The 23,891-nt window shown below is 66.6% G+C and carries 20 protein-coding genes and 4 pseudogenes; 17 read left to right on the top strand and 7 right to left on the bottom strand.

Going from position 1 to position 23,891, the window contains the following annotated elements:
* Positions 1 to 78: 78 nt before the first annotated feature.
* Complete coding sequence (locus IE325_RS45145) at positions 79 to 534, bottom strand: nitroreductase family deazaflavin-dependent oxidoreductase (protein WP_190076050.1); 456 nt, start codon at positions 532 to 534, stop codon at positions 79 to 81.
* Positions 535 to 788: 254 nt separating this feature from the next.
* Positions 789 to 1,932: pseudogene (locus IE325_RS45140) on the bottom strand (IS3 family transposase).
* Between the two features lie 410 nt (positions 1,933 to 2,342).
* On the opposite strand from IE325_RS45140, the gene wrbA reads away from it, so the two are divergent.
* Positions 2,343 to 2,945 (top strand): NAD(P)H:quinone oxidoreductase, encoded by a 603-nt coding sequence (gene wrbA, locus IE325_RS45130; protein ID WP_190076047.1) that lies wholly within the window; start codon positions 2,343 to 2,345, stop codon positions 2,943 to 2,945.
* 11 nt (positions 2,946 to 2,956) lie between these two features.
* On the opposite strand, the pseudogene IE325_RS45125 reads toward wrbA, so the two are convergent.
* Positions 2,957 to 3,073 (bottom strand): annotated as a pseudogene (locus tag IE325_RS45125) (IS5/IS1182 family transposase); the annotation flags it as partial.
* Positions 3,074 to 3,330: 257 nt separating this feature from the next.
* Between IE325_RS45125 and IE325_RS45120 the strand changes: the two are divergent.
* Positions 3,331 to 4,168: pseudogene (locus tag IE325_RS45120) on the top strand (IS5 family transposase).
* A 181-nt stretch (positions 4,169 to 4,349) separates the two neighbouring features.
* Positions 4,350 to 4,682, top strand: a complete 333-nt coding sequence (locus IE325_RS45115; RefSeq protein WP_190076046.1) for a GNAT family N-acetyltransferase — start codon at positions 4,350 to 4,352, stop codon at positions 4,680 to 4,682.
* Positions 4,683 to 5,403: 721 nt separating this feature from the next.
* Here the strand turns inward: IE325_RS45115 and IE325_RS45110 are convergent.
* Positions 5,404 to 6,030: a hypothetical protein gene (locus tag IE325_RS45110; protein ID WP_190076045.1), complete on the bottom strand. Its 627-nt coding sequence runs from the start codon at positions 6,028 to 6,030 to the stop codon at positions 5,404 to 5,406.
* Positions 6,031 to 6,913: 883 nt separating this feature from the next.
* On the opposite strand from IE325_RS45110, the gene tal reads away from it, so the two are divergent.
* The 4 genes from tal (at position 6,914) to IE325_RS45090 (ending at position 10,346) form a co-directional block, all read left to right on the top strand.
* The gene (gene tal / locus IE325_RS45105; protein ID WP_190076044.1) at positions 6,914 to 8,044 is read left to right on the top strand and encodes a transaldolase; all 1,131 of its coding nucleotides are present in this window, start codon (positions 6,914 to 6,916) and stop codon (positions 8,042 to 8,044) included.
* An 85-nt stretch (positions 8,045 to 8,129) separates the two neighbouring features.
* Positions 8,130 to 8,495, top strand: coding sequence for a WhiB family transcriptional regulator (locus IE325_RS45100; protein ID WP_308437725.1), 366 nt, complete (start codon positions 8,130 to 8,132; stop codon positions 8,493 to 8,495).
* Positions 8,496 to 8,619: 124 nt separating this feature from the next.
* Positions 8,620 to 9,000, top strand: a complete 381-nt coding sequence (locus IE325_RS45095) for a nuclear transport factor 2 family protein (protein ID WP_190076043.1) — start codon at positions 8,620 to 8,622, stop codon at positions 8,998 to 9,000.
* A gap of 122 nt (positions 9,001 to 9,122) precedes the next feature.
* A complete protein-coding gene (locus IE325_RS45090; protein WP_229912548.1) occupies positions 9,123 to 10,346 on the top strand; it encodes an MFS transporter in 1,224 nt (407 codons plus the stop codon).
* Positions 10,347 to 10,385: 39 nt separating this feature from the next.
* Here the strand turns inward: IE325_RS45090 and IE325_RS45085 are convergent, their stop codons facing one another.
* Complete coding sequence (locus IE325_RS45085; protein ID WP_190076071.1) at positions 10,386 to 11,330, bottom strand: NADP-dependent oxidoreductase; 945 nt, start codon at positions 11,328 to 11,330, stop codon at positions 10,386 to 10,388.
* A gap of 427 nt (positions 11,331 to 11,757) precedes the next feature.
* Here IE325_RS45085 and IE325_RS45080 point away from each other — a divergent pair, with 427 nt between their 5' ends.
* The 8 genes from IE325_RS45080 to IE325_RS45045 all read left to right on the top strand — a co-directional run bounded on the left by IE325_RS45080 (position 11,758) and on the right by IE325_RS45045 (position 19,946).
* Positions 11,758 to 12,117, top strand: a complete 360-nt coding sequence (locus IE325_RS45080; protein WP_190076041.1) for a GNAT family N-acetyltransferase — start codon at positions 11,758 to 11,760, stop codon at positions 12,115 to 12,117.
* Between the two features lie 496 nt (positions 12,118 to 12,613).
* Positions 12,614 to 12,943 carry a hypothetical protein gene (locus IE325_RS45075; RefSeq protein ID WP_190076040.1) on the top strand — a complete coding sequence of 110 codons (330 nt, stop codon included), beginning with the start codon at positions 12,614 to 12,616 and terminating at the stop codon, positions 12,941 to 12,943.
* Positions 12,944 to 13,232: 289 nt separating this feature from the next.
* Complete coding sequence (pdxR, locus tag IE325_RS45070) at positions 13,233 to 14,618, top strand: MocR-like pyridoxine biosynthesis transcription factor PdxR (protein WP_373315363.1); 1,386 nt, start codon at positions 13,233 to 13,235, stop codon at positions 14,616 to 14,618.
* 88 nt (positions 14,619 to 14,706) lie between these two features.
* Positions 14,707 to 14,946, top strand: coding sequence for a hypothetical protein (locus IE325_RS45065; RefSeq protein ID WP_190076038.1), 240 nt, complete (start codon positions 14,707 to 14,709; stop codon positions 14,944 to 14,946).
* 251 nt (positions 14,947 to 15,197) lie between these two features.
* Positions 15,198 to 15,953, top strand: a complete 756-nt coding sequence (locus IE325_RS45060) for an HAD family hydrolase (protein ID WP_229912547.1) — start codon at positions 15,198 to 15,200, stop codon at positions 15,951 to 15,953.
* Entirely contained in the window at positions 15,950 to 18,370 is a 2,421-nt protein-coding gene (locus tag IE325_RS45055; protein WP_190076036.1) for a glycoside hydrolase family 65 protein, read from the top strand. Before IE325_RS45060 ends, IE325_RS45055 begins: the two co-directional genes overlap by 4 nt.
* Before the next feature lie 37 nt (positions 18,371 to 18,407).
* Positions 18,408 to 18,974, top strand: coding sequence for a uracil-DNA glycosylase family protein (locus IE325_RS45050; protein ID WP_190076035.1), 567 nt, complete (start codon positions 18,408 to 18,410; stop codon positions 18,972 to 18,974).
* 81 nt (positions 18,975 to 19,055) lie between these two features.
* On the top strand, positions 19,056 to 19,946 hold the full coding sequence (locus tag IE325_RS45045) for an NADP-dependent oxidoreductase (protein ID WP_190076034.1): 891 nt from the start codon (positions 19,056 to 19,058) through the stop codon (positions 19,944 to 19,946).
* Positions 19,947 to 20,011: 65 nt separating this feature from the next.
* Here IE325_RS45045 and IE325_RS45040 read toward each other — a convergent pair whose 3' ends face one another.
* Positions 20,012 to 21,088: a 1-aminocyclopropane-1-carboxylate deaminase/D-cysteine desulfhydrase gene (locus IE325_RS45040; protein ID WP_190076033.1), complete on the bottom strand. Its 1,077-nt coding sequence runs from the start codon at positions 21,086 to 21,088 to the stop codon at positions 20,012 to 20,014.
* Positions 21,089 to 21,164: 76 nt separating this feature from the next.
* Here IE325_RS45040 and IE325_RS45035 point away from each other — a divergent pair, with 76 nt between their 5' ends.
* On the top strand, positions 21,165 to 22,067 hold the full coding sequence (locus IE325_RS45035) for a LysR family transcriptional regulator (RefSeq protein WP_190076032.1): 903 nt from the start codon (positions 21,165 to 21,167) through the stop codon (positions 22,065 to 22,067).
* A gap of 311 nt (positions 22,068 to 22,378) precedes the next feature.
* On the opposite strand, the pseudogene IE325_RS46575 reads toward IE325_RS45035, so the two are convergent.
* Positions 22,379 to 22,552: pseudogene (locus IE325_RS46575) on the bottom strand (DsbA family protein); the annotation flags it as partial.
* 570 nt (positions 22,553 to 23,122) lie between these two features.
* Between IE325_RS46575 and IE325_RS45030 the strand changes: the two are divergent.
* The coding region (locus IE325_RS45030; RefSeq protein ID WP_190076031.1) for an FAD-dependent oxidoreductase at positions 23,123 to 23,891 on the top strand (769 nt) is incomplete at its 3' end.

Genomic DNA, 23,891 nt, shown 5'->3' with positions numbered 1-23,891 from the left:
GCACGAGCGATCCGTTGCGGCGCCCGGGGTGAGAAACAATGAGGACTGGGCCGGGGATGATCAGCGGGCCGAGCACCGTCAGTCTGCGCTGGAGTTCGCCGGCTCCAGTACGAATACCGGAATCTCCCGGTCGGTGTTGCGCTGGTACTCCGCGTACGGCGGGTAAGCGGCGACCGCCCGCTCCCACCACTGGGCCTTCTCGGCTCCGGTGACCTCACGTGCCCGCATGTCCTGATTGACCGGGCCGTCCTGCAACTCGACGTGCGGATCGGCCTTGACGTTGAAGTACCAGACCGGATGCTTCGGCGCACCGCCTTGCGAGGCGACCACCGCGTACATGCCCTCGTGCGCCACCCGCATCAGCGGTGTCTTGCGGATCTTGCCACTCTTCGCACCCCGGGTCGTCAGGATGATGACCGGCAGCCTGATGTCGGGCGAGGTGTTCCCCTTCGACCCGCCGGAACTCTCGTACAGCTCCACCTGATCGCGTACCCACTGCTCCGGGCTCGGCTCGTACTCACCTTCGAGAGGCATGGATCCGTCTCCTTCATCGTTGCCATGCATGCCCAGGTACCGGGGTAACACCGGCGGCTGCACGCTGCTCTCTTGTTGGCTCTTCAGACCTCTTCAGAAGTGAGCGCCCGGGAGAAGGAACTTCTTACCGCGCCGGTTCCGCTTCGACAGACACATTCGGTGTGGTCGTCAGGCTGCGTGCGGGGTCCTGTACTCACGGCTCTGAGACAGCGGGGTGATGTGCCCCGACTTGTATGGAGCCGCGTCGCTGGGTTTCACGCTACAGGCGGTTGCTGCAGCTCGTACTGGACTGGGGTGAGCAATCCCAGGGCGGAGTGCCTGCGTTGCCGGTTGTGGAAGATCTCGAGGTACTCGAACAGTGCGGTGGAGAGCTCCATCCGGGTTCGCCAGCGTCGGCGGTTGAGGAGTTCTGTCTGTACTCGTCCCAGAAGGACTCCATCAGCGCGTTGTCCGCGCAGTCGCCGATCGAGCCCATCGAGGCCACCAGCCCGCTGGACCTGGCGCGCTCGGTGAAGGCCCAGGAGCTGAACTGCACCCCGTGATCGGAATGGATGATGGTGGCGCCCGGCCGTGGGCGGCGGTTGCCGATCGCCATGCTCAGCGCATTGGTGGCCAGAGCGGCGGTGGCTGAGGCGTCGATGGACCAGCCGACGACTCGTCGTGAGTGGACGTCCAGGACGACAGCGCAGTAGACCTTGCCTTCCCGGGTGGGGTGTTCAGTGATGTCGGTGACCCACAGCTGGTCTCTCGCGGTGCGGCGGAAGTTCCTCTCCACCAGGTCGCTCGCCGACGGGGTCTCGTGCCGTGGCCGGGGCCGCCGGTTGCCGGGCAGCCCGTGGATCTGGGCGCGTTGCATGAGCAGTTCCACCGTGCCGTGGCTGACGTGAATGCCTAACCCGAGGTCCAGCTCAGCATGGATACGGCGGAATCCATACGTTCCGCGCGAGTCGGTGTGAATGCTCGTGATGGCTTCGGTCAGCCACGCGTGTCTGACCGAGCGGGCCGAGGGCGGTCGGCTGCGCCAGGCGTAGTAGCCGGACTCTGCCACGTGCAGGACCCGGGAGGCCAGCTGGACCGGTAGGCCCTCGCCGGCCATCACGTCGATGGCTTCGAACCGCCTCTTGGGGAGGTTGTCTCGCCGAGGAGCTCAGCAGCTCTGCGGTGGATCTTCACCTCCGCTTCCAGCTCGGCGATCCGCCGTCGCGCGGCGGCCAGTTCGGCATTCTCAGCGGTCGTGGTGCCGGGCAGCTGACCAGTGTCGATCAATCGCTGACGGCGCCACACATAGATCGTCTGCTCGCTGATTCCCAGGAGTTGGGCGACTTCAGCGACCTTGCGGCCGGACTCGACCAAGTCCAGGACCTTGCGACGGAACTCGGGAGGATAACTACGGGGCATGACTGCCTCCGGATGCTGCTGGACGGTCAATTCTCCAGCAACCTGACTCCATCAGACCCGGGGCACATCAGGGTCCACACCGTAGTCGGTACATATCAGTCTGGGCATATAGGGATGGATTCGTGGGGGGGTGCAGGAGGCGGAGACGGAGGCGGCTCGGCACGGCCAGAGGTAAGAAGTTGGTCTTTCCGGGCGCTCACTCATTGACTGGCGGCCGGCTCCGGTCGTCAGGCGAACCAACCAGGTCCGGGAGCGCGATCCGACGGTACTTCCCTCGAACCCGTTCCAGGCATGGAGGGTGACAGGGCCGGTCGCTTCACCGTCCAGAACGAACCGAGAACGATCCCTGCTGCCGACGGGAAACATCTCCGTCGATTGTGAACCGAACTATGCAGAAAAGGAGTTCGCTCATGGCTGTGCGCCTCGCGGTCATCTACTACAGCGCCACCGGGAATGTCCACCAGCTGGCGGAAGCGCTCGCGAAGGGTGGGGAAGGCCGAGAAGCTGAAGTTCGCCTCCTACGTGTTCCCGAGCTGGCGCCTGACACAGCCATAGACGCCAACCCGGCCTGGCGAACTCACGTTGACACCATGAAGGACTCGGTCCGCGAGGCGACCTTGGAGGACCTGGAGTGGGCGTCGGCGTACGCGTTCGGCACACCGACCCGGTATGGAAACGTGTCGGCCCAGCTCAAACAGTTCATCGACTCGACCGGAGCACTGTGGCAGGCCGGCGTGTTCCACAACAAGCCCGTCACGAGTTTCACCTCGGCGACGAATCGTCACGGTGGCCAGGAGTCGACGCTGCTGTCCCTCAACAACGTCTTCTACCACTGGGGTTGCATCATCGTTCCCCCCGGCTACACCAATCCGGTGCTGTTCGGGGCCGGCGGCAATCCCTATGGGACGAGCTGGCCGAGCGGCGGAGGCGAAGGGCCCGATCAGGCAACCCTGGACGCGGCCAACTATCAGGGTCGGCACCTTGTGGAGATCGCGGAGCGGTTGCGCGGCTAAGCGTTTACGTAGAGCACCTGCCGGCCCCCGTAACGGCGGCGTCCCCCGCCTTGCGGTCGTACCGGAGCCGCCGGAACTACCCGCTGGAACAACTCCCACAACTTGTCTGGTACCAGACGCTCCACCATGGCCACCACGGCGGTCAGCCTAGTGATCAAGCCAGTTGAGACGACATCTAACTGAGCGTTTGGTCCTGTCTCGGTCGAGTTGGTGTCGATTCCAGAGCCCTGCAGTGCCAGAGCCGCTGTGCTTGATGGGACAGTCGACGCGTCGGCGATGCCTGGGAGTTGTTTCGTTCCGGCTGCTCCTGTCTGCTCCCAACACGCCCCCGAGCGCCGCCTTTTGACCGGTGGCGGGGCCGGTCGCGGTCGGCTACTTCGCAAACATGACTCCGCACGGCCCCTATCCCAGCGACCCGTCGGACGCGCGCTGGGAACTGATCAAGCCCCTCCTGACGTCCTGGCGGGACCAGCGCCGCGCCCGTGCGCTGGACATCGGCCGACCACCCGAACGCGACCTGCGCCAGATCACGAACGCCATCATGTACGTGGACCGCACCGGCATCCCCTGGCGCTACCTCCCGCACGACTTCGCCCCGTGGGCCACGGTGTACGGGTACTTCGCCAAGTGGCAGCAGGACGGCGTCTTCGAGCAGCTCACCGGCCTGCTGCGGCGTCTGGTCCGCGAAGCCGAGGGCCGTGACGCCGAGCCGTCGGCCTGCGTGCTGGACTCCCAGACCATCAAGACCTCCGCCAACGTGCCCCGCCGAGCAGAGCACCGACGCCGGAAAGCGGATCATCGGGCGCAAGCGCCACCTCGGCTGCGACACCCTCGGCCTGCTGCTGACCGTGCTAGTCACCGCCGCCAGTGTCTCCGACACCGCGGCCGGCGTGACCCTGCTGTCCCGCATCGCCGCCGCCCACCCGCACATCACGAAGGCCTGGGTGGACGCCCGCTACCGCACCACCGCCATCGACCACGGCGCCCGCCTCGGCATCGACGTCCACCCCGTCCACCGGCCGCCCGGTACCCGCGGGTTCACGATCATCCCGAGACGGTGGACCATCGAGCGCAGCATCGGATGGCTCATGCACCACCGACGGCTCGCCCGCGACTACGAACGCCACCCGCACCGCTCCGAAGCCATGATCCACCTCGCCAAGATCGACCTCATGGCCCACAGACTCACCGGCGAAGCCACCCCGAACTGGCGCGGAACCTGACCCGGGACCAAACACGAAACACCGGACCAAACGCTCAGTAAGAACGTGGGTGTCACTGTCACACCGTTGAGGTCTGTCGACTAGAGCGGCCACCTTGATTGACCACGGCCCTGGGCCGTCACCACCCCTATTTAGTGATTCTTACGAGTAAGAATCACCTGCTCTGCGGCGCTGTCATGGCATGGACAGAGACAAGTACACAGACCTCGACATCCATGTGGCGAAGGACACCAAGGCGGAGACATACGACGCGTGGCTCGGGCCGGAGCGCATCGGGACCCTGGTCTACCAGTTGACGGCCGGCAGGGTCGCGATGATCTCGATCGCAGTGGAACCGGAGTACCAGCATCATGGTGTGTCCGCGGAGCTGATTGCCAGCGCGCTCGATGATGTCGCCGATTCTGGAGCAAAGGTGACGATCATCTGCCCGGTAGTCCGATCATTCATCGACGAGCATCCCGAGTATGCCGGTGTCGTCGACCCTAACCGCCCAGGTATCCGGACACGCCGCTGACGTCTGGGTGGTGTGGACGTGGTCAGGACAGCGGCGCAAACGCTGCTTCCATGCCATAGCGATTGGTCGTTGGTCGTGGACCTTCCATCCGAACCTCGAGATCGGTATGGAGACCTGGACCACCGGCGTCAGCAACGACCGCGACTCTCCGCTGGCGGGCTGACCGAGGATCCGCCAACGAGGATCCCCTCGTACTCACCGGCAAGCAGATGGAACGGGTGCGTCGGATCGGTGGTCCGCCAACGGGGATGGCGCAACGCATGAGGCAGGCAAGGCGAGCCTCGCCGAGGGCCCGGATGGGCGTCGCCGTCTTTCGTCTCGGGGATGTTGTGCGCGCTGTTGGGGACCGGGTCGCACGGCTGCTCAAGTCGTTGGATGCGCAAGGCAATTCGCGAGTGATGCATGACAGTGCATGGCAGGGCGGCCGTTGCCTTCGAAGGGTACGTGAGGAGTTCACCGCCTGTCCTGCGGCGAGGTGCGCGCGCCGGGCGCCCTGTTGGTGGTGCACCGGGCGGCGAGCGGGTAGTGGACACGGTGGCTGGGGTGTGGCGGGCCGCTGGAGCGGTCAGGGGTGACCTTGGGCAGGCTGCCCCTACCAGCGAAGTTCCCGTCCGCCACCTTGCGAAGGCAGACAAGGACAGGCTCGGAGCCCCGGACCGCGTAGTTGAGGATCAACGCCGCCTGCACTGGCCGACAGCACGTGAGACTGCGGCGTACAGCCTCAGAGGTCGGCGTTTTGGGGCTCCCCTTCGGCTTCCGACGTGGCCGCCGGCGCGGGAGCGATGTAGAAGACGGACCTACCTTGCTTGGTGCGCTCCGCCTGGCTCTTGGCCACGAGCCCTTCGAGTGTGATCCGCACGACCTTGGTCGTGATCTGGCGTTCGGGGTGGGCCTCGTCGAGTGCGGCAGAGATGTCCGCTGCGGAGCGCGGTTCCTTCAGTTCGAGGAGGTGACGGCGGATCAGCTCGACCAAGGTGGGCTGGGCCGCCGTCTTGGTACCGGCGGTCTTTGCCTTGGGCTCCTTGGGCGCTGCCGTTTTCGCTGCGGCGGTGGACGTCCGGGCCTTTGGCTTCCTGCCGCCTACGGTGCCGGCTTTCTGGCGGGGGGAAGGCACCGTGGCGCTCTCGGCCTCCGCCGCGGGCTGGGCCGGCGCCTGGGTGACACCGAGCGCCTGTTGCACGTTCAAAAGTACCGTGTGGTCGTGCTGCACTGCGGCAAGCTGCTCCTGTAGAGACGCGATCTCCGCACTGATGCGTTCCTGCTCCTTCACATTGCGCTCGAGGTCGTTGGTCACCTGGGTGACGTACTGCGAAGTGAGTTCAGTGGTGGGAGCTGTTGTCTCGGGCATGGGCCTTATCTTTCCTCGGCGAATGGACGATGCGCAGGGCTGTGTCGCATGTGCGTGACGCCCTCCTGGGCGAGGTATCGACGGCCCGGCAGGGGGACCGCCGTGCCGCAAGATGCCTCGGCGTACAGATGGTACGGATAAACAGCGCTGGTTGTTCGTGCCAGCCGGCTTCTTCTTACTCTTGAGACAGTTTCACGACTCTTGTGATTGAAGTCCACGACGCAGCAGGGGGGAGCGTGGCCAGCCCTGAGGTTACGGCAGTTCCCAGGACAGCTCGTCGGTCGCGCCGTTGTGCTGCCATGCCTCAGGATGTAGATGCGCATCAGTGCGTTCAAGCCAAGTCTGGAGCGCGGCAACGGGCGCGGCGTCCGGGCAGCTGGCCCAGCATCGCGGCATCGAGCAGCCGCCCCGTCGCTTACAACGGCGTCGTTGCGTAGAGCACCGCTTCCGCTGCGAGACCGCCCGTTGTCCGGTAGACGCCAGGGAGATTTGTGAGAGACGGACCGGTAGACGCGCAGGTCATGCGGCGGTAGACGAGCTAGGACACAACTCCAGTGGTTTGACCGGGTAAGGCGCTCGTGGCTCCTCACGGCGTTCCCTGGCGTGGGTGTTGCAGCGAGGTGCTTCAGACACCCCATCCACCCTGTCTCTACTACGTGTCGACAAGCAGGTCATCCGCCATGCCCCGTTTCTTGTCAGCGGATTACTATCAAGGCGAGCTAAGGGACTCCGGCCTGCGGGCGTAGCGGGTGGGCCTGAGCACGAAGACAGCCGGGCGCACTTCGCGCCAAAGTCAGGCGACAACATCGGACGACACACAGGTTCGTACTCAATGCCGCGGTCCCCAATACGCCCTGTTCCGTCCCCGGAAGGTGCGACCGACATGACCAGTGCTCTGAAGGGCCTATCGGACGCCGGCGTGTCCGTATGGCTCGACACCCTTTCACGTGGCCGAATCGTGTCAGGCAGCTTGGCGGAGCTGGCGAGCAAGCAGTACGTGGTAGGTGTCACGACCAATCCGACGATCTTCAACGACGCCATCTCGCATGGGCCGGAGTATCAGACCCAGATGTCCGAGCTGGCAGCCCGGGGAGTGACTGCTGGGGAGGCCGTCCGCACCATCACCGCCGCGGACGCGCGCGCCGCTGCTGACGTCCTGCGTCCTGCATTCCTCGCCTCCGCCAGTGGCCAGGACGGTCGTGTCTCCATCGAGGTCGACCCGCGCTTCGCCTACGACACTGTGGCGACGGTCGCAGAGGCGCGGCACCTGACCTGGTTGGTGGACCGCCCCAATACGTACATCAAGATCCCGGCGACCGAGGCAGGACTTCCTGCCATCACCGAGATCACAGCTCAGGGCATCAGCGTCAACGTGACCCTTGTCTTCTCGCTGGAACGCTACCGGCTGGTCGCAGACGCCTACTTGTCAGGGTTGGAGGGAGCCAGGGAAGCCGGGCGGGACCTGTCGCAGATCTCCTCGGTCGCCTCGTTCTTCGTGTCCCGCGTGGACACAGAGGTGGACAAGCGCCTCGACGCCCTCGCTACGCCAGAGGCAAAAGCCCTTCGAGGCCGGGCAGCGCTCGCGAACGCCCGACTGGCTTATCAGGCTTTCGAAGGGATCTTCTCTGGGCAGCGCTGGGAGGGGCTTCAGCAAGCAGGAGCAAATAAGCAGCGGCCGCTGTGGGCCTCCACAGGAGTAAAGGACAGCTCCTACGAACCCACCAAGTACGTCGCCGGGCTGATAGCGCCGAATACGGTGAACACCATGCCGGAGGCGACCCTGCTCGCCGTCGAAAACCGAGGCCTCACCGTAGGCGACAGCGTCCGCGGTGCATACGAACAAGCTCGGGCCGACCTCGATGCGATTGCCCGCCTCGGCATTTCCTACGAAGAAGTCGTTCAGCAGCTGGAGCACGAGGGCGTCGCAAAGTTCCAGGAGTCCTGGAACACTCTGCTCGCCACGACCGAGGCACAGCTGGCACCGCCTGCGCACGGACGGCCAGGCCGGCGATGAGACACCCGTCACCGGGCGTGCCCGGTCACCAGCGGCGTCCTTCCGATGGGCGTTCCCACCGGTTCCTCCTGCGGAGCGGGATTCAGTGCGTTCGAGAGTTCGGAAGCCGGCGTCTGAGAGATTCACAGCCCTCTTCTGTGCTGCTGCGACGGCAGTCCCGGGCGTGCGAGGTCGCACCGTGCTGACCTGGCGTGAGAAGGCAGCTTGCCGGGGTTGCGAGACTGACCTGTTCTTCCCCGTCGGTCCTCAAGGACCAGGCCGCCGTCAGGCCGAGGAGGCGAAGGCTGTCTGCGGTACGTGCTCCGTCCGTCAGCAGTGCGCCGACTGGGCTCTCGACACGGCGCAGCAGTACGGGATATGGGGCGGGATGGACGAGGCAGAGCTGGCCGAGGCGGGGAGAAGTGCTTCGCGCTCCCGCCCGCGGCGCACCCCCAGCCCGACAACATCCTGAAGCGGCACTCGCGACCCTGTCGGTAAGACGGCGTGGCGGACTGACACTAACCGCGTGCACGACAACACCGGTCGCTGTGCGCACCTGCAACGACTCGTGAACCGCTCACAGAGGGAGTAAGAAAATGAGCGACACCATGCAGTCGGCCGAAGATCTGGCCATCCTCGAACAGCTCAACCTCGACTACGTTCGCGCCGACCAGGCCAGCGATGCCAAGCGCTTCAGCGAGCTCCTCGCTGAAGACTTCGTCGTGCAGACTCCGGGGATCACTCGCAACCGTGCCGAGTTCCTCGAATTCATCGCTCAGCCACGGCCCTTCAAGGATCTCGCGGTGCACGACGTCAAGATCCGCATCCTCAGTGATGTTGCTCTGATCCACGGCCGCTCGACCTACACCATGCTCGCCGATGGAGTCGAGCAGGAAGCGCTGTACACGGACGCCTACCAGAAGCGCGACGGCACCTGGGTCTGTGTCTCGGCCTGTGCGATCGCTCCCGGCACCTGACCCCGTCCCGCGTGGGGGGTCCTGGCCGTGAGACATCCGTTCACTCGGATTGGGACCCCGCAGAAACCCAGGGGTGGCTCACGACAAGAGAAAGACGTGGCTCGATGCACAATGCGGCACCAGTGACCAGCCCTGCCCGCGGCGTCAGAACGCTCCGGCTGGCCTTCTTCTCCGCGGTGGTTTCCTTGGTGGCCGCGTTTGCCGCGGTGGGCTCCACGATCCCGCTGTTCAACGTCTACCGGGCCGAGGACGGATTCACCAACGCCGGCATATCGATAACAGTCGTCGCCTACTCCGCCGCCACCCTCACCACACTGCTGTTCCTGGGGCGAGTGTCCAATCATCTGGGCCGGCGACCCATTTCAATCGCCAGCCTTGGCCTGCTCCTGCTGGGCTGCCTTCTGCTGTTGAGAGTTCACGACATTGGTGTCCTGATCGCCGGTCGGCTCATCATGGGCCTCGGCGCCGGGCTGGCCAGCAGCAGCCTCACCTCCTACATAGTCGACTCCGCACCGAGCAGGCCGGCCTGGTTGGCCTCCGTCGCCTCCAGCCAGACAGTCATGCTCGGCCTCGCTGTCGGTGCTATCGCCTCCGGGGCCCTGGTCCAGTTCGGCCCCTGGCCACGCGACCTGATCTACTTGGTTGTCATCTGCCTCCTCCTTCTGGCCATGGCACTCATCGCCATCAGTCCGGAAACCGCAACTCCGACGCCGGGCGCCTGGCGATCACTGCGACCCCGGGTCGGCGTACCAGCCCGGGTCAGACGTCTGCTCCCGGTCGCGGCAGCGGTGTTCCTGGCCACCTGGGCGGCCGGGGCCTTCTACCAGGCGTTCGTGCCCGCGCTGGTCGAAGATCAACTCCACACCCGCAGCACACTCATCCTTGGAGTGGTATTCGCCGCCTACATGGGTCCCAGTGCTCTCGGCGCCCCCCTTGGCGGCCGGTTCACACCCGCGAGAGCCCAACGCCTCGGCATGATCGCCTTCCTGGCCGGAATGATCGGCATCATCACAGCGATCGCCACGGGCACACTGGTGCTGTTCATCACCGCAACCGTCGTCGCCGGAGCGAGTCAAGGCATCGCCATCAGTGCCGCCACCCGCGGCTTGCTGCACGGTAGTTCCCTGGCCGACCGGGCACCGATCTTCAGCGCGATCTACCTACTCTCCTACAGCGGTGCGACGATCCCTGCCCTGATCGCCGGCCAACTCTCCAGCTCCTTCTCGCTGCCACAGATCGCCCTCGGATACGGCGGACTCGCCCTCGTCGCCACCTTGTTCACCGTCTTCGGTGCCCGGAACCCGCAGCAGATGCGACCGCGATCAGACAGCACGGTGGTCGGCTAGACGAACCACCCTTGAATCGGCGATGGTGATCGTCGAGTTCTACGGGCGAACGCGGATGACCGTCTTTCCCCTGGCCCGCTTGGGCGGGTTGAAGGCGGCGACGGCGTCGTCGAAGGTCGCGATGTTGCCGATGTTCGTCCGGAGCCGCCCATCACGCACCCGCCGGACGACCTCACTCAGTTGGGCGCGATCGGGCATCACAACGAAGTCGACGGCCAGGCCCTCGGCCGGCCGTGCCTCGGGTACCCCGGCGACGGTCACCAGCGTTCCTCCGATTCGGACCAGACCCGCGGACTGCCTGCCGATGTCTCCACCGAAGACATCGAAAACGAGATCGACTCCGCCGATGTCCTTGAGTGAGTCGTTCTCGAGGTCTACGAACTCCTGCGCGCCGAAGTCGAGCGCCGTCTGACGACCGCCGGCGCGCCCGGTGCCGATGACATAGGCGCCGGCCTCGCGGGCGAGTTGGGCTGCCATCGAACCGACAGTGCCGGCCGCACCGTGCACGAGGACGCTCTGTCCCGCCCGGAGCCGTCCGTGCTCGAACAGTCCCTGCCACGCGGTCAGGCCCGACATCACGAGGCCCGCCCCCGTGGTGAAGTCGACGTCACCCGGAAGCGGTGCGAGGTTACGGGCCTCGACGACTACGTATTCCGCCAGCGTGCCGTCGCGGGTCCAGTCCGTAAGGCCGAACACCCGCTCTCCCACCGACGGGCCGGCCGTGCCGTAGCTGAGGGCGGTGACGACTCCGGCAAGTTCGTGTCCGGGGATCGAAGGCGTCCGGTCACGGCCGAGGCGATCGATCCAGGTCGAGGGCCACTCCAACTCGTCCCAAGTGAATCCCGACGCATGAACCTGAACGACGACGTCGCCGTAGTTCGCACCCTCGAGACTGGCGAGCCTCGCCACGTCCGGGTCCGGCCGCTCCACCAGACTCATCCCAGCCGTGCCGGCAGCCTTGTCCGTCACCACGATTGCTTTCATTTGATGCCTCTCTGTACCGGTCCTCGCCCACACGGCACTTTGGGTCTGCGACTATCCGTGGCGCCGGACTCCGATGTCTTACCACGCGGATCAGTGGAAATTGATGTGGAGTGGGTGTCCGTGTCGAATGATCTGCATGCGCCCGCCTGGTCGATGATGCCGAGGCCGCCCGGACATGTTCACTACTGCCTCATCGCGACGTATTTTATGGACCTTATCGTCCAGTTTTCCGACCGCGGACCTCAAGGGAGACTGTTTCGGCATCAGTGTTGAGGCAGCTTTGCGGGCGGCGATCACCCGGTTGCCAAGTCTCTCCGTCAAGCTGGATAGTGGACTCTTGGGACCCTTCTGGAGTCGGCATGTGCCCGTTGGTCCGGCTTGCCGTGGTGCAGACAGGGGATGAGGTTTTGTGCGAAGGGGTGAGGTCATGGCCGAGGTCTTGTTCGATGACAGCGCACGGCGTGTCCAGGTCGTTGACGATCCGGAGGCTCGCCAATATGTGCTCTACGTGGACGGAACGCAGGCGGGAACCCTGTCGTACCGCATCGTCGGGGAGCGGCGAGTTCTGGGCCATACCGAGGTCGACGAAACGTATCGTGGCCGGGGATTTGCCCAGATCCTCATCCAGGTGGTCCTGGACGACCTGCGGGAGAGGCAACAGAAGGCCACGGTCTACTGCCCTGCCGTCGATCGGTTCATCAAGCAGCACGTGAAGTACGCGGACGTCATTGATCCCAGCCACCCGGGCATCTGGTTCGCCTCCGAGGCCGGCAGCCCCACGGCCTGACCTCTGTCGGGCGCGTATGTCCCGAGGGCGCGGTTCGCCGCTCGTGCGTTGGCGTGCACACCCGTGCTCCCGGCCCCAGACCGGGGGCGTCGCGGTAAGAACACGGGAGGCGCACGACGCAGAAACCAAGACGCCACTGCGCTATCCGGGAGGCAGAGATGCCGGAATACCGCAAGAAACCCTGAGCGCATCGCACAGCTCACGGACCAGCAGTACCGCATGACCCAGCGGGACGATACCGAGCCCTGCGCTTCATCCCGCAGAGGAACTCGAGCGGGAGGGCTACGGCCAGTATCTGCACATGTTCGACGCGCTGAAGGAGGGCACCGCCGGAACCTGACGGCCTGCCGGCTTCAGCACCGCGGCCCCCTGCCTCCCTCCACCCCGTCGCACAAGGCTTCAGGGCGGGATCGACGTCTCCCACCGGGTCCCTCTCCGCACGCATCCGATCGAGCCGGCGCCGCGGAATCCGCGGTGCCTGACAGGAGGACACACAGTGATCACGAAACTCGGTGGCGTATCCGCCGAAGACGACGCCCCTGTGCCACCCGACCAGATCCCGGCCGCTGTCACCGCCGGCCTCCTCGTCTACACCGACGGCGCGACGCAGTCCTTCGACCCCGACGGGGCCACCCGCTACGTCGAAGGCGGACGCGAGTCGGAGGGCACGTGGTCCGTCGACGAGAACGGTCGCTTCTGCTCGTTCTGGCCGCCCTCCTTCCGTGCCTCGTACGACCTCCGATGGATGGTGGACGAGGGAAGGGTCGTCGGCCTCCGGTTCTCGGATCTCGGGAGTGGGACCCTCTTCGAAGGGCGCTATCAATAGCCATTGACCTGCCGGAGCCCGCGACATGGATGGGAAGCCGGGGTAGCCGTTCGGATTGCCGACATGTACGGCCCGCCCCGGACCTCGACGGGCTCGTGTCCCGGCGGAGCCCATTCCTCGCGGGCCCGCCCGGCGGCTGGCGCGGCTTTGGTGTCGAACGGCGGCGGGTGTGACCGATCGGACATCACGTTGAGCGAGGAAGACTGCCTTGAAGGACACAGGAGACAGGCCCATGAGGGCTGACCGGGCGGGCAGTGGGGGTAGGAGGCCGCCAATAACGTCCACACCCGTGTCGGAATTCTGGGCTGTTTCGGGAATCACCCCTGACGCGATTCGAGCTGTCCGAGGTGCGCGTCATGCCCTGGCCGAAGCCGTGCGTGAAGCTGTCCGCACCGGTCACCTGGCCCCGGGAACACGACTGCCCTCCTCCCGCCGGCTCGCCACCGACCTCGGCCTTGCCCGCAACACGGTGGCCGACGCCTATGCCGACCTCGTTGCCGAGGGTTGGCTTGCCGCCCGCAGTGGCTCGGGCACACTCGTGGCAGGCAGGATGATCACTCGGCCGATCTCGGCGCGCTCGGTCGCCGATCGATCCGGCGCCACTTGCGAGGACCTGATTCCGGCGAGCCCCGACCTCGCGGCCTTTCCTCGCGTGGCCTGGCTGAAGGCCACACGCCGCGCCCTGGCCGCCGCCCCCGACGACGCGCTCGGCTACGGCGATCCCCGCGGTCGGCCAGAACTACGGGTCGCAATCGCAGACCATCTCGCCCGAAGCCGGGGTGTGTGCGTGAGCGCGGAAGACGTACTGATCTGTGCCGGCGTCTCCCACGGCCTGCAAATCATGAGCAAGGTTCTGGCCGGACGAGGGGCCAGGAACGTCGCCGTCGAGTCCTACGGTCTGGCAGGGCACTGGAGCCTGCTGGAAGTTGCCGGGCTCCAGACCCTCCCGCTCCCCTTCGATGTGCACGGCACCGACCCGGTACCACCCGACGGCACCGACGCGGTCCTGCTCACGCCGGCCCATCAGTTCCCCGTCGGCACGACCCTGCAACGCGATCGCCGGACGGCCGTCGTGGACTGGGCCGGACGGACCGGCGGGCTGGTCGTGGAGGATGACTATGACGGTGAGCTCCGGTACGACCGCCAGTCTGTCGGAGCGCTCCAAGGACTCGACCCCGAGAGCGTGGTCTATCTGGGTACCGCCAGCCAGACCCTTGCTCCTGGCCTGCGGCTGGCCTGGATGGCGCTACCTCCCAGGCTCGTTGGGGATGCCGTGGCGGCCAAGGGGCAGATCGACTCGTGCGACGTGTTCAGCCAGTTGACGATGGCGGAATTCATCACCTCCGGCGCCTACGACCATCATGTACGTGCCGCACGTCGACGCTACCGGGATCGACGAGACGCTCTCATCACGGCCCTGGCCCAGCACGCCCCAAGGGTGCGCGCCATTGGGACATCGGCCGGCCTGCAAACCGTGCTCGGTTTGCCGCCCGGGACCGGGCAGCGGGTCCTTCAGTCGGCCGCCCGGCAAGGTCTCAGAGTGGCTGACCTGTCCCGGTACCGCCATGAACGGGCCATGAGCGCCATGGCCGATGCCCTGGTCGTGGGATACGGGACGCCTTCAGACGCCGCGTGGCCTCAGGAACTCTCCGCACTTGTGAGGATCCTTTCCTGACGCCCCCTGAGCACTCCCCGAATCTGTCCTGCCGTGTAAGACCACTGCCCAGCCATCGGCACTCGACTCCGCAAAAGCGAGGTGAGCCATGACGCAGTCATCGCCCCAATTTCCGCACATCGTGGTGCACGCCCCGGCGCTGGATGGCTCCCGTCGCGTTACCGAGGGTGATGTGATCCTGGGAGTTGCCTCCCATCTGGATGACGTCATCGAGATCCTCCGACTCGCCGACCTCGATCGGATCGAAGTCGAGGAGAGTGACCTCATCGAGTGGCAGGGGGGTGGGCCCGATGAGTGGCCGGGACTTTCCGACTACCCGCAGGATTGAGCCGCGGCTTGAATGCGGATCACAACGCCGCGCATTGGACCGGGAAGCGCCAGGACATCTACCGCCTGTCTACCCGGTGTCGGACGCGCAGGCCCCGAACAGGAGCATGGCAACGTTCAGTTGCCACCCGGCCAGGCTGGCGATATCGGCCGATGAATCCGGCGTCTACCAGAGGTCTACCAGCCTTCCGCGAGCGTCGTGGGACAGTCAAGACTGGCCGCCTCACCGGCACTCGCAAGGGAGACGACCCTGTGGCGCTTGGCCTGCCTGCCCTGATACGGGCTTGTCTCTTCGACCTCGACGGCGTCATCACCGACACGGCCTCCGTGCATGCTGCCGCGTGGAAGGAGACGTTCGACGCGTTCCTGCGAAAGCGGGAGGGCGACGGATTCCGCCCGTTCTCCGTGGACGCGGACTACCGCGAGTTCGTCGATGGACGGCCGAGAGCCGACGGCGTGCGGTGCTTCCTGGCTTCACGCGGCATGGAACTGCCCGACGGTAGTCCCGACAACCCCCCGGGCCTGGACACGGTGCACGGCCTGGGTCACTGGAAGACGGACCTGTACGAGGCCAGGATCCGCTCGCAGGGAGTCGGGGTCTACCAGGACACCATGGCCTACCTCGTGGCGGCCCGTGAGCAGGGGCTGCTCACAGCCGTCGTCACATCCAGCGCCAACTGCCGCGAGGTCCTGAGGGCCGCGCATGCGGAGACACTCTTCGACGCGTGGATCGACGGTGTCGTGGCCGCGAAACGGAGTTTGCGGGGCAAGCCCCACCCCGACACCTTCCTGGCGGCGGCCCGTGACCTGGGGCAGCACCCCTCCGAGTGTGCTGTCTTCGAGGACGCGCAGGCAGGCATGGACGCCGGCCGGTCGGGGCACTTCGGGTGGGTGGTCGGCGTCGACCGGACGGGCCAGGCCGACGGCCTGTACGCGCATGGCGCCGATACGGTCGTCAGCGACCTGAGTGACCTTGCAGGTACTCCCGATCGGCGGAACCGGACGTGATCAGCCATCCGTCCTACGCCGTCGAGCCGTGGGTACTGCGGGAGACCGCGCTGGACCTCGGCCTGCTTGCCCAGAGCGAGTCCGTCTTCGCGTTGTCGAACGGGCACATCGGCTGGCGCGGCAACCTGGAAGAGGGCGAACCGCACGGACTGCCCGGCACCTACCTCAATGGCGTCCATGAAATACACGCCCTGCCGTACGCGGAAGTGGGCTATGGATACCCCGAGTCGGGTCAGACGATCGTCAACGTCACCAACGGCAAGATCGTCCGGCTGCTGGTGGACGACGAGCCCTTCGATCTGCGCTACGGCCGGCTGCATTCCCATGAAAGGGTGCTGGACCTGCGCTCCGGGCTGCTGCACCGCACCTGCGAGTGGACCTCGCCGGCCGGCCGCCGGGTCAGGGTGCGGTCTTCCCGCCTGGTGTCCCTGACGCAGCGATCCGTCGCAGCAATCCTCTACGAGGTAGAGCCGTTGGAGTGCGACGTACGCGTCGTGGTGCAGTCCGAACTGGTCGCGAACGAGGAGCTGCCCCAGTCCGGGGGCGACCCCCGGGCCGCGCAGGCGCCGCGGTCGCCGCTCGAGTCACTGGAGCACGCATCCGAGGGCAGCAGGCTGAGGCTGCTCCACCGCACCCGCCGCAGCGGGCTGCGAGTTGCCGCCGCGGTCGGCCATACAGTGAGCGGCCCGGAGGGTACCCAGCTCCGCAGCGAGAGCAGCGGCGATGTCGCCCGGCTGACAGCGACATCGACGCTCAGAGCGGGGGAGCGGCTCAGATTGGAGAAACTGGTCGCGTACGGCTGGTCGGCCACCCGTACGCTGCCGGGCCTGCGCGACCAGGTCGACGCCGCCCTCGCCGCGGCTGACAGCGCAGGGTGGCGAGGGCTGGTAGCCGAGCAGCGCCAGTACCTCGACAGGTTCTGGTCCCGTGCGGATGTCGAGGTCGACGGCGACGCGGAGATCCAGCAGGCCGTCCGCTTCGCGACCTTCCATGTGTTGCAGGCAGGCGCCCGCGCGGAGGAACGCGCCCTGCCCGCCAAGGGACTGACCGGCTCTGGGTACGACGGTCACACGTTCTGGGACACCGAGAGTTTCGTGCTGCCGATGCTGACCTACACCGAGCCCTCGGCCGTGCGCGCGGCCCTGCGGTGGCGCCGGTCGACGCTCCCGGCCGCCCGGCAACGGGCAACCCAACTCAGGCTGCGGGGCGCCGCTTTCCCATGGCGGACGATCGAGGGCGCCGAGTGCTCGGCCTACTGGCCGGCCGGCAGCGCCGCCTTCCATGTGAACGCCGACATCGCGGACGCGGTCGTACGCTACGTGTCCGCCACCGGCGACGAGGAGTTCGACCAGGACTGCGGGCTGGAGCTGCTCGTGGAGACGGCGCGCATGTGGAGGTCCCTGGGGCACCACGACCGCCTTGGGCGGTTCCACATCGACGGTGTCACGGGGCCGGACGAGTACACCGCGGTCAAGAACGACAACACGTACACGAACCTGATGGCGGCCGCGAACCTGACGGCCGCGGCTGACGCCGTCGCCCGGTACCCGGACCGTGCCGCTCGACTCGGGGTGGACGACGAGGAGGCCGCCGCCTGGCGGGACGCTGCCGACGCCGTGCATGTGCCGTACAGCAGCGAACTGCGCGTCCACGAGCAGCACGAGGGCTTCACGCGCCTCGAACCGTGGGACTTCGCCGGTACCAGCCCGGATCAGTATCCGCTGCTGCTGCACTTCCCCTACTACGACCTCTACCGCAAGCAGGTGGTCAAGCAGGCGGACCTGGTCCTGGCGATGTTCACACGCGGGGAGTTCTTCGACGCGGAGCACAAGGCACGGAACTTCGCCTACTACGAGCCGCTGACGGTGCGCGACTCCTCTCTGTCGGCCTGCTGCCAGGCCGTCATGGCCGCAGAGGTCGGCCACTTGGGCCTCGCTTACCAGTACCTGCACGAAGCGGCCCTCATGGACCTGGAGGATCTGGAGATGAACACCCGCGACGGACTCCACATGGCCTCCCTCGCGGGGACGTGGATGGCACTGGTCGCCGGGTTCGGCGGAATGCGGCCCCGAGGCGACTCTCTCGGCTTCGCGCCCAAACTGCCGGAGGCGATCAGTCGACTGGCGTTCAGGCTGGAGGTCAGGGGCCGCAGGCTGCGGGTCGAGATCGAGCACTCCCGCGTCACCTACACGCTCCTGGAGGGAGCACCGCTGGAGCTGTGGCATTTCGGCGAGCCGGTCACCGTCTCCACCGATGCGCAGCGCAGCCTCCGGCTCGAACGCCAGCCGCACCGGACTCCGCCCGGCCAGCCGCCCGGGCGGGAGCCCCGTAGCCATGACAGCAGTGTTGGAGCGTCTCAGGGGCGGACATCCAGCTGGACGGAAATGACGACCAGTAGAACGGAAATGACGATATGAACCCGGAGTGCAGTTGACCGACGTCTTGCGTGCAGTCATGGACGAGCTGACGTCCGATCCGTCCAACGCGTGGGCACGCGACCTCGGCTACCGTCCCGTGTGGGCCGGGTCGCCGTCCGCGCGGATCGCGATCATCGGCCAGGCGCCGGGGAGGCGTGCCCAGGAAAGCGGCATACCGTGGGATGACGCCAGCGGCCTGCGTTTGCGCTCGTGGCTCGGTGTGCGGGACGACGAGTTCTACAATCCCGAACTGTTCGCCATCGTGCCGATGGATTTCTACTTCCCGGGCAAGGGCGTCAAGGGTGATCTGCCCCCGCGCAGGGACTTCGCGCCTCGGTGGCATCCACGGATCTTCGCCGGAATGCCGGACATCACTCTCCGAGTGCTCATTGGCGCCCACGCGCAGCGGTTCTATCTCGCGGGCCGGGCCAAGGCGAACCTTACTGAGACCGTACGGTCCTATGACGAATACTTCCCTACCGACTTCCCGCTGGTGCACCCGTCACCGCTGAACTACGGCTGGCACGCGAGGAACACCTGGTTCACGGCCGAGGTCGTACCTGAATTGGCCCGCCAGGTTTCGATCGTGCTGGGAACGTTGTGAGTATCCGGCCCGGACGTCCCCGTCAGCCGGATTGAGCGAAAAGGACAAAGAACTACTGTGAAAGCGTGTGGAGTTTCCGGGGTGGAGAAGGACGTCACCCTGCTGCAGTTGCCCGAGCCGTCGTCTCCTGGCCCCGGCCAGGTTCTGCTGACGGTCGAGGCGGCCGGTGTCGGTCCTTGGGATCGACTGCTGAACAACGCCGGGTGGGACGTTGGGCTGCGCCCGCCGGCCGCGCTGGGAGTGGAGGGTGCGGGCAAGGTGTTGGCCGTCGGCGCGGGCGTCGACGGGTTCGCCGTGGGCGACCGGGTACTCGCGCACGAGGCGCCGCTGCCCGGGGGAAGCGGGTTCTGGGCCGAACGCGTTCTGATCACCGCGGCGCACGCGGCGGCCTGCCCCGCAGGACTGGACTCTCTCGAAGCCGCGGCACTGCCCGTCAACGGGCTCACCGCGTTGCAGGCCCTGGAGAAGCTGAGCCTCACCCGAGGGCAGCGGCTCCTGATCACCAACGGAAGCGGGGCCACCGGAGCGCTGGCCATCCAGCTCGCCGCAGCCAAGGGCATCGAGGTGACCGCGACAGCGTCCGCTGCCGCCGCCGAGCGTCTGCTCGGTCTGGGAGCGACCGAGATCGTCGACTACCACGATCCGGACTGGTCGGCCAAGGTGCGCGGCGGGTTCGATGCCGCACTGATCATCGCTGCCGGCACAGCGGACGCCGCCCTGCCTCTGCTGCGGGACGGCGGCCGCCTGTGTTCCGTGACGTCGGACGCGCCTGCTGAAGTACGAGGTATCACGAGTTGGAACCTCTACGTCGAGCCGAACGCGGCCCAGCTCGCTCAGCTGGCGGAGCAGGTGGCTGCGGGAGCCTTGAAACTCGCGCCGGAGCCCCTGCCGTTGAGCGAAGGACCTGAGGCGTTCGCCCGGGTGGTCACCGGAGGGGCCGGCGGCAAGAAGATCGTGCTCATCTGCACATGATTTCAACCGAGACGGTGATCGCGTGCTCGTCGCGCTCGGCCGTCCACCGGGCGGGAGCTGTGGGCTCAGTCGGCGATGTGGCCGACGACTTGGGGGATTTCGAACAGGTTGCCAGTGTCTCCGGTGTGCAGGAACGCGACGTTGCTGTCGGCGGGGATCCGCCCGCTGCGCGCGTGGTCGAGCATTCCTGCGAGTCCCTTGCCCGTGTAGACCGGGCCGACGAAGACGCCCTCGGCTCGGGCCAGCTCGCGGATGGCAGTTGTGCTTTCGGCGGACGCGACGGCGTACTCCTCGCCGATGAAGCGCTGGTCGATGTCGATCTCGGCACGGATCGTCGCGTCGTCGGGTACGGGCGCGCCCAAGGTGGCCAGCACCGCCTTGGTCCGTTCGACAATCACGCCGGGGTTCATCCGGTCTTCGTCGTTGACCCTCTGGATGGAGATCGACCGGAACTTCACCGGGTGCCCCAGACTCAGCTTGGCTGCCAGCAGTCCCGGCAGCGCGGTCCCGGTGCCGATCGTGTGGTAGACGTAGTCGAGTTCCACGCCTGCGGCATCGGACTGTTCAAGCATTTCCCGGAACGTCAGGGCGTGCGCGATGAAACCGTCGGGGTGCGCACCACCGGTTCCGACAACGAGGACCTTGTGTCCCTGCGCCTCGAGTTCGGCCTTGCGCGTCTCGATGGCGTCGCTGATCCGCGCGGCCTCGTTCGAAGAATGCCATTCGTTGCCGCTGACGTTGATGACGTGGGTTTCGACACCCATCGTCTTGTTGAGCAGATAGTTGCCGCGGAACTCGCCGAGTTCACCGTGCCGGGGCACGTTCCGCGTGAGAACCAGGATGGGCGTGATTCGTGCGCTCAGGCAGGCGGCGGCGAATTGCAGACCCGAGTTGGTCAGGTATGCGCCCTGGGTGATGACGTGTGTCACTCCGTTCTCGAGGGCCCGCCCCAGGATGAACTCGGCCAGGCGCATCTTGCTCCCGCTGATCGCGCTGGGGCCTGCCAGGTCCTCGCGCTTCATGAAGAAGTTGATGCCGTACGCCGCCGACAGATTGGGCAAGGCGTGAAACGGAGTGGGGTAGAAGCCGATCCGGCGGCGGGGGAGTTTGTTGACCGCGGTGTCGAATTGCGTGAAGTCCATGCGTCCAGCGTCAGTCACCCCGCTGGATTAGCGCAAGCAATGATATCTTCATCATCGATAAGCTATCCTTAACTTCATGTCTTGGTTGTTCGATCCGCGGCACCTGGTGACCCTTGCGGCCGTCGTGCGGCTCGGCTCGTTCGCCGCTGCCGCGGAGGAGCTGGGCTACACCCAGTCCGCGGTCTCGCAGCAGATCGCGGAGCTGGAACGACGGGTCGGTGCCCGAGTCGTGGTCCGACGGCCCGTCCGTGCGACCGAGGCCGGGCAGGTTCTTCTCGACACCGAGGCCGCGATCAGCATGTCGATGAGTCGCGCTGCCACCGAGCTCGCGGCGCTCGCGGACGGAACTGGCGGCGAGGTACGGCTCGGCGCGTTCATCTCGGCGGCAGCCTCCATCGTCCCTCCCGCGCTCGCCCGCCTGCGTGCCACCCATCCGGCAGTGCACATCACACTCCGTGAACTCGAGCAGCGCGAAACGCATACGCTGCTGTTCCGGGGAGAGATCGACCTGGCCATCACGTTCGACTACGAACACGCTCCCGGGCCAGTGCCTGCCGGGCTCAGGCAGGACCACCTCCTGGACGATCCGATCATGGTCGTCCTTCCCGCCGGTCATCCCCTGGCCGGAGCCGACAGTGTCACCCCGGCCGATCTGCCGTCGGACGCATGGATCAACACCGCCGTCGACTTCCGCGACTTGGCGGCGTCACCCGTCAGCGGCGACCGGGGAAGCGGACATCGCTTGGACTTCGACGGCATGGACTTCCGTACTGCGCTCAATCTCGTCGCGGCGGGCCTCGGCGTCGCCCTGCTGCCGCGGTTGTTGCTGCTGGACGCTCCACCGAGCGTCGTCGTTCTACCCATGCGGCAGCCCACGGTCGTCCGGCGTCTCTACACCTGCCGGCTCGATACGAGAGGCGTGACCGCATCGATCAGGCGGCTGGAGATGTACCTGCGGGAGGCAGTGGCGGAACTCTGAAGTACCGCACCGATCCTCCAAGTCCAAGACAGAACCATTGAGATCGGCACCCTCCGTCGTCTCGTGAGGCGCGCCTCCACGGTCGCAAAGGAGGCAGCCAGCCGGGCCGGGTTCGGCCCGCTCCCCGGGGACGAGGGAGCGGGCCGGAGCGATGGCGACGATGCCCTAGGGGCGAGTCGCTGAAGGAACCGCCCACCGCTCAGGGCTGGTTCCTACGCCTCTCTGTGGCGGGGAGCCGGCCACGGCACAGAGAAGGGCGACACTCGTCGCAACCGCGGGCACAGCCAACCACCGTCGTGTGGACCGACTGTCTACCTCATATCGACGCCTGCCCGGTCCCGATCACGGGCGTCGCGCACTGTGGCGGACAGACTGGCGATGTCGTACACGCCGTAGTGCCGGAGCCCGTTGACGAAGAACGTGGGCGTCCCTGCCACGCCGCTGAGGTCCGCCGACTCCACATCCTCCGCCAACCGGGATGCGCCCGTTCGGCAGCAGGGCGCCCTGGTGGGTAAGGAGCAGATCGTGCACCTGCCCGATCGTTCCCAACATGGTGGGGGAGGTGCTTGGGGGTGTGGTCCCGCGGTATGGACGGCTGCGCCCCGGGCCCGGGCAGAGTTGGCCCCGCGACCGGCCGGCCGGCGAACCTCCCCCACGCGCCCCATCGACGGCCCGGGATTTCCCGCGCGCGGCTTCCGTCACTCCTGGATACCTGAAGGACGCGCAGCGGGCGCGGCCTTGGCATCTGCACGGCGTGCCTGTTCCTGTTGGGGCACCGGTCCGGCCTGCCCAGTGCCCCATCAGGCCCGTCCCGGGTGCAGGAGCATCTCGGGGACGGACCCCGACGGGGAGTAGACGCGGAATCGACGCCGGTAGGCCTTTCTTGGTGTTGGTGCGACCACGCCCCACTGCCACAGGACGGACAGGACGGAGACGGGCTCGTGCGGGTCATCCGTACCCGGACATGCGGCGGCTCGTCCGCTTCGTCGAGGCGGATTGCGACCGACGGCTGCGATCCGCTGTCCGAGAACCAACACGACGACCGGGAGGAACACATGATCGACGTTGCCGAGGACTTCGATCTCGTTGTCCTGGGGGGCGGCAGCGCTGGATACGCTGCGGCTCTGCGCGGGGCGCAGCTGGGACTGCGTACCGCGATGATCGAGAGACACAGGCTGGGCGGCACCTGTCTGCACAACGGATGCATCCCCACCAAGGCCCTGCTGCACGCTGCCGAGGTCGCCGACCGGACCCGCGACGCACAGTTCTTCGGCGTGATGGCCACGTTCGAGAGCATCGACATGCCCGCGGTGCAGCGCTACAAGGACAAGACGGTCGACAGCCTGTGCAGGGGACTGACGAGTCTGGTCAAGGCACGGGACATCACCTACATCGAGGGCGAGGGCCGACTGTCCTCCCCCACCTCCGTCGACGTGAACGGCCGGCGCGTCCAGGGCCGCCATGTCCTGCTGGCGACCGGCTCCGTGCCGAAGTCGCTGCCGGGCCTGGAGATCGACGGCGACCGGATCATCTCCTCCGACCACGCCCTCGTCCTGGCCCGCGTGCCGAAGTCCGCGATCATCCTGGGCGGCGGCGTCATCGGCGTCGAGTTCGCCTCGGCGTGGAAGTCCTTCGGCTCCGACGTCACCGTCATCGAGGGCCTGAAGCACCTCGTCCCGGTCGAGGACGAGAACTCCTCCAAGCTTCTTGAGCGCGCGTTCCGCAAGCGCGGCATCAAGTTCAACCTGGGCACCTTCTTCTCCAAGGCCGAGTACACCGCCGACGGCGTCAAGGTCACCCTGGCCGACGGCAAGGAGTTCGAGG

Origin of the sequence: Streptomyces lanatus, assembly GCF_014655715.1 — a bacterium.
Lineage (GTDB): Bacteria > Actinomycetota > Actinomycetes > Streptomycetales > Streptomycetaceae > Streptomyces > Streptomyces lanatus.
Note: the sequence above shows the minus strand (reverse complement) of the source record. Positions and strands in the feature narration are given on the sequence as shown.

Coding starts and splice junctions, on each gene's coding strand:
- IE325_RS45110 (WP_190076045.1), bottom strand. CDS start 6,030: ATGCCCGAGACAACAGCTCCCACCACTGAACTCACTTCGCAGTACGTC.
- tal (WP_190076044.1), top strand. CDS start 6,914: ATGACCAGTGCTCTGAAGGGCCTATCGGACGCCGGCGTGTCCGTATGG.
- IE325_RS45085 (WP_190076071.1), bottom strand. CDS start 11,330: ATGAAAGCAATCGTGGTGACGGACAAGGCTGCCGGCACGGCTGGGATG.
- IE325_RS45035 (WP_190076032.1), top strand. CDS start 21,165: ATGTCTTGGTTGTTCGATCCGCGGCACCTGGTGACCCTTGCGGCCGTC.
- IE325_RS45080 (WP_190076041.1), top strand. CDS start 11,758: ATGGCCGAGGTCTTGTTCGATGACAGCGCACGGCGTGTCCAGGTCGTT.
- IE325_RS45095 (WP_190076043.1), top strand. CDS start 8,620: ATGAGCGACACCATGCAGTCGGCCGAAGATCTGGCCATCCTCGAACAG.
- IE325_RS45115 (WP_190076046.1), top strand. CDS start 4,350: ATGGACAGAGACAAGTACACAGACCTCGACATCCATGTGGCGAAGGAC.
- IE325_RS45145 (WP_190076050.1), bottom strand. CDS start 534: ATGCCTCTCGAAGGTGAGTACGAGCCGAGCCCGGAGCAGTGGGTACGC.
- IE325_RS45040 (WP_190076033.1), bottom strand. CDS start 21,088: ATGGACTTCACGCAATTCGACACCGCGGTCAACAAACTCCCCCGCCGC.
- IE325_RS45050 (WP_190076035.1), top strand. CDS start 18,408: ATGGACGAGCTGACGTCCGATCCGTCCAACGCGTGGGCACGCGACCTC.
- wrbA (WP_190076047.1), top strand. CDS start 2,343: ATGGCTGTGCGCCTCGCGGTCATCTACTACAGCGCCACCGGGAATGTC.
- IE325_RS45065 (WP_190076038.1), top strand. CDS start 14,707: ATGACGCAGTCATCGCCCCAATTTCCGCACATCGTGGTGCACGCCCCG.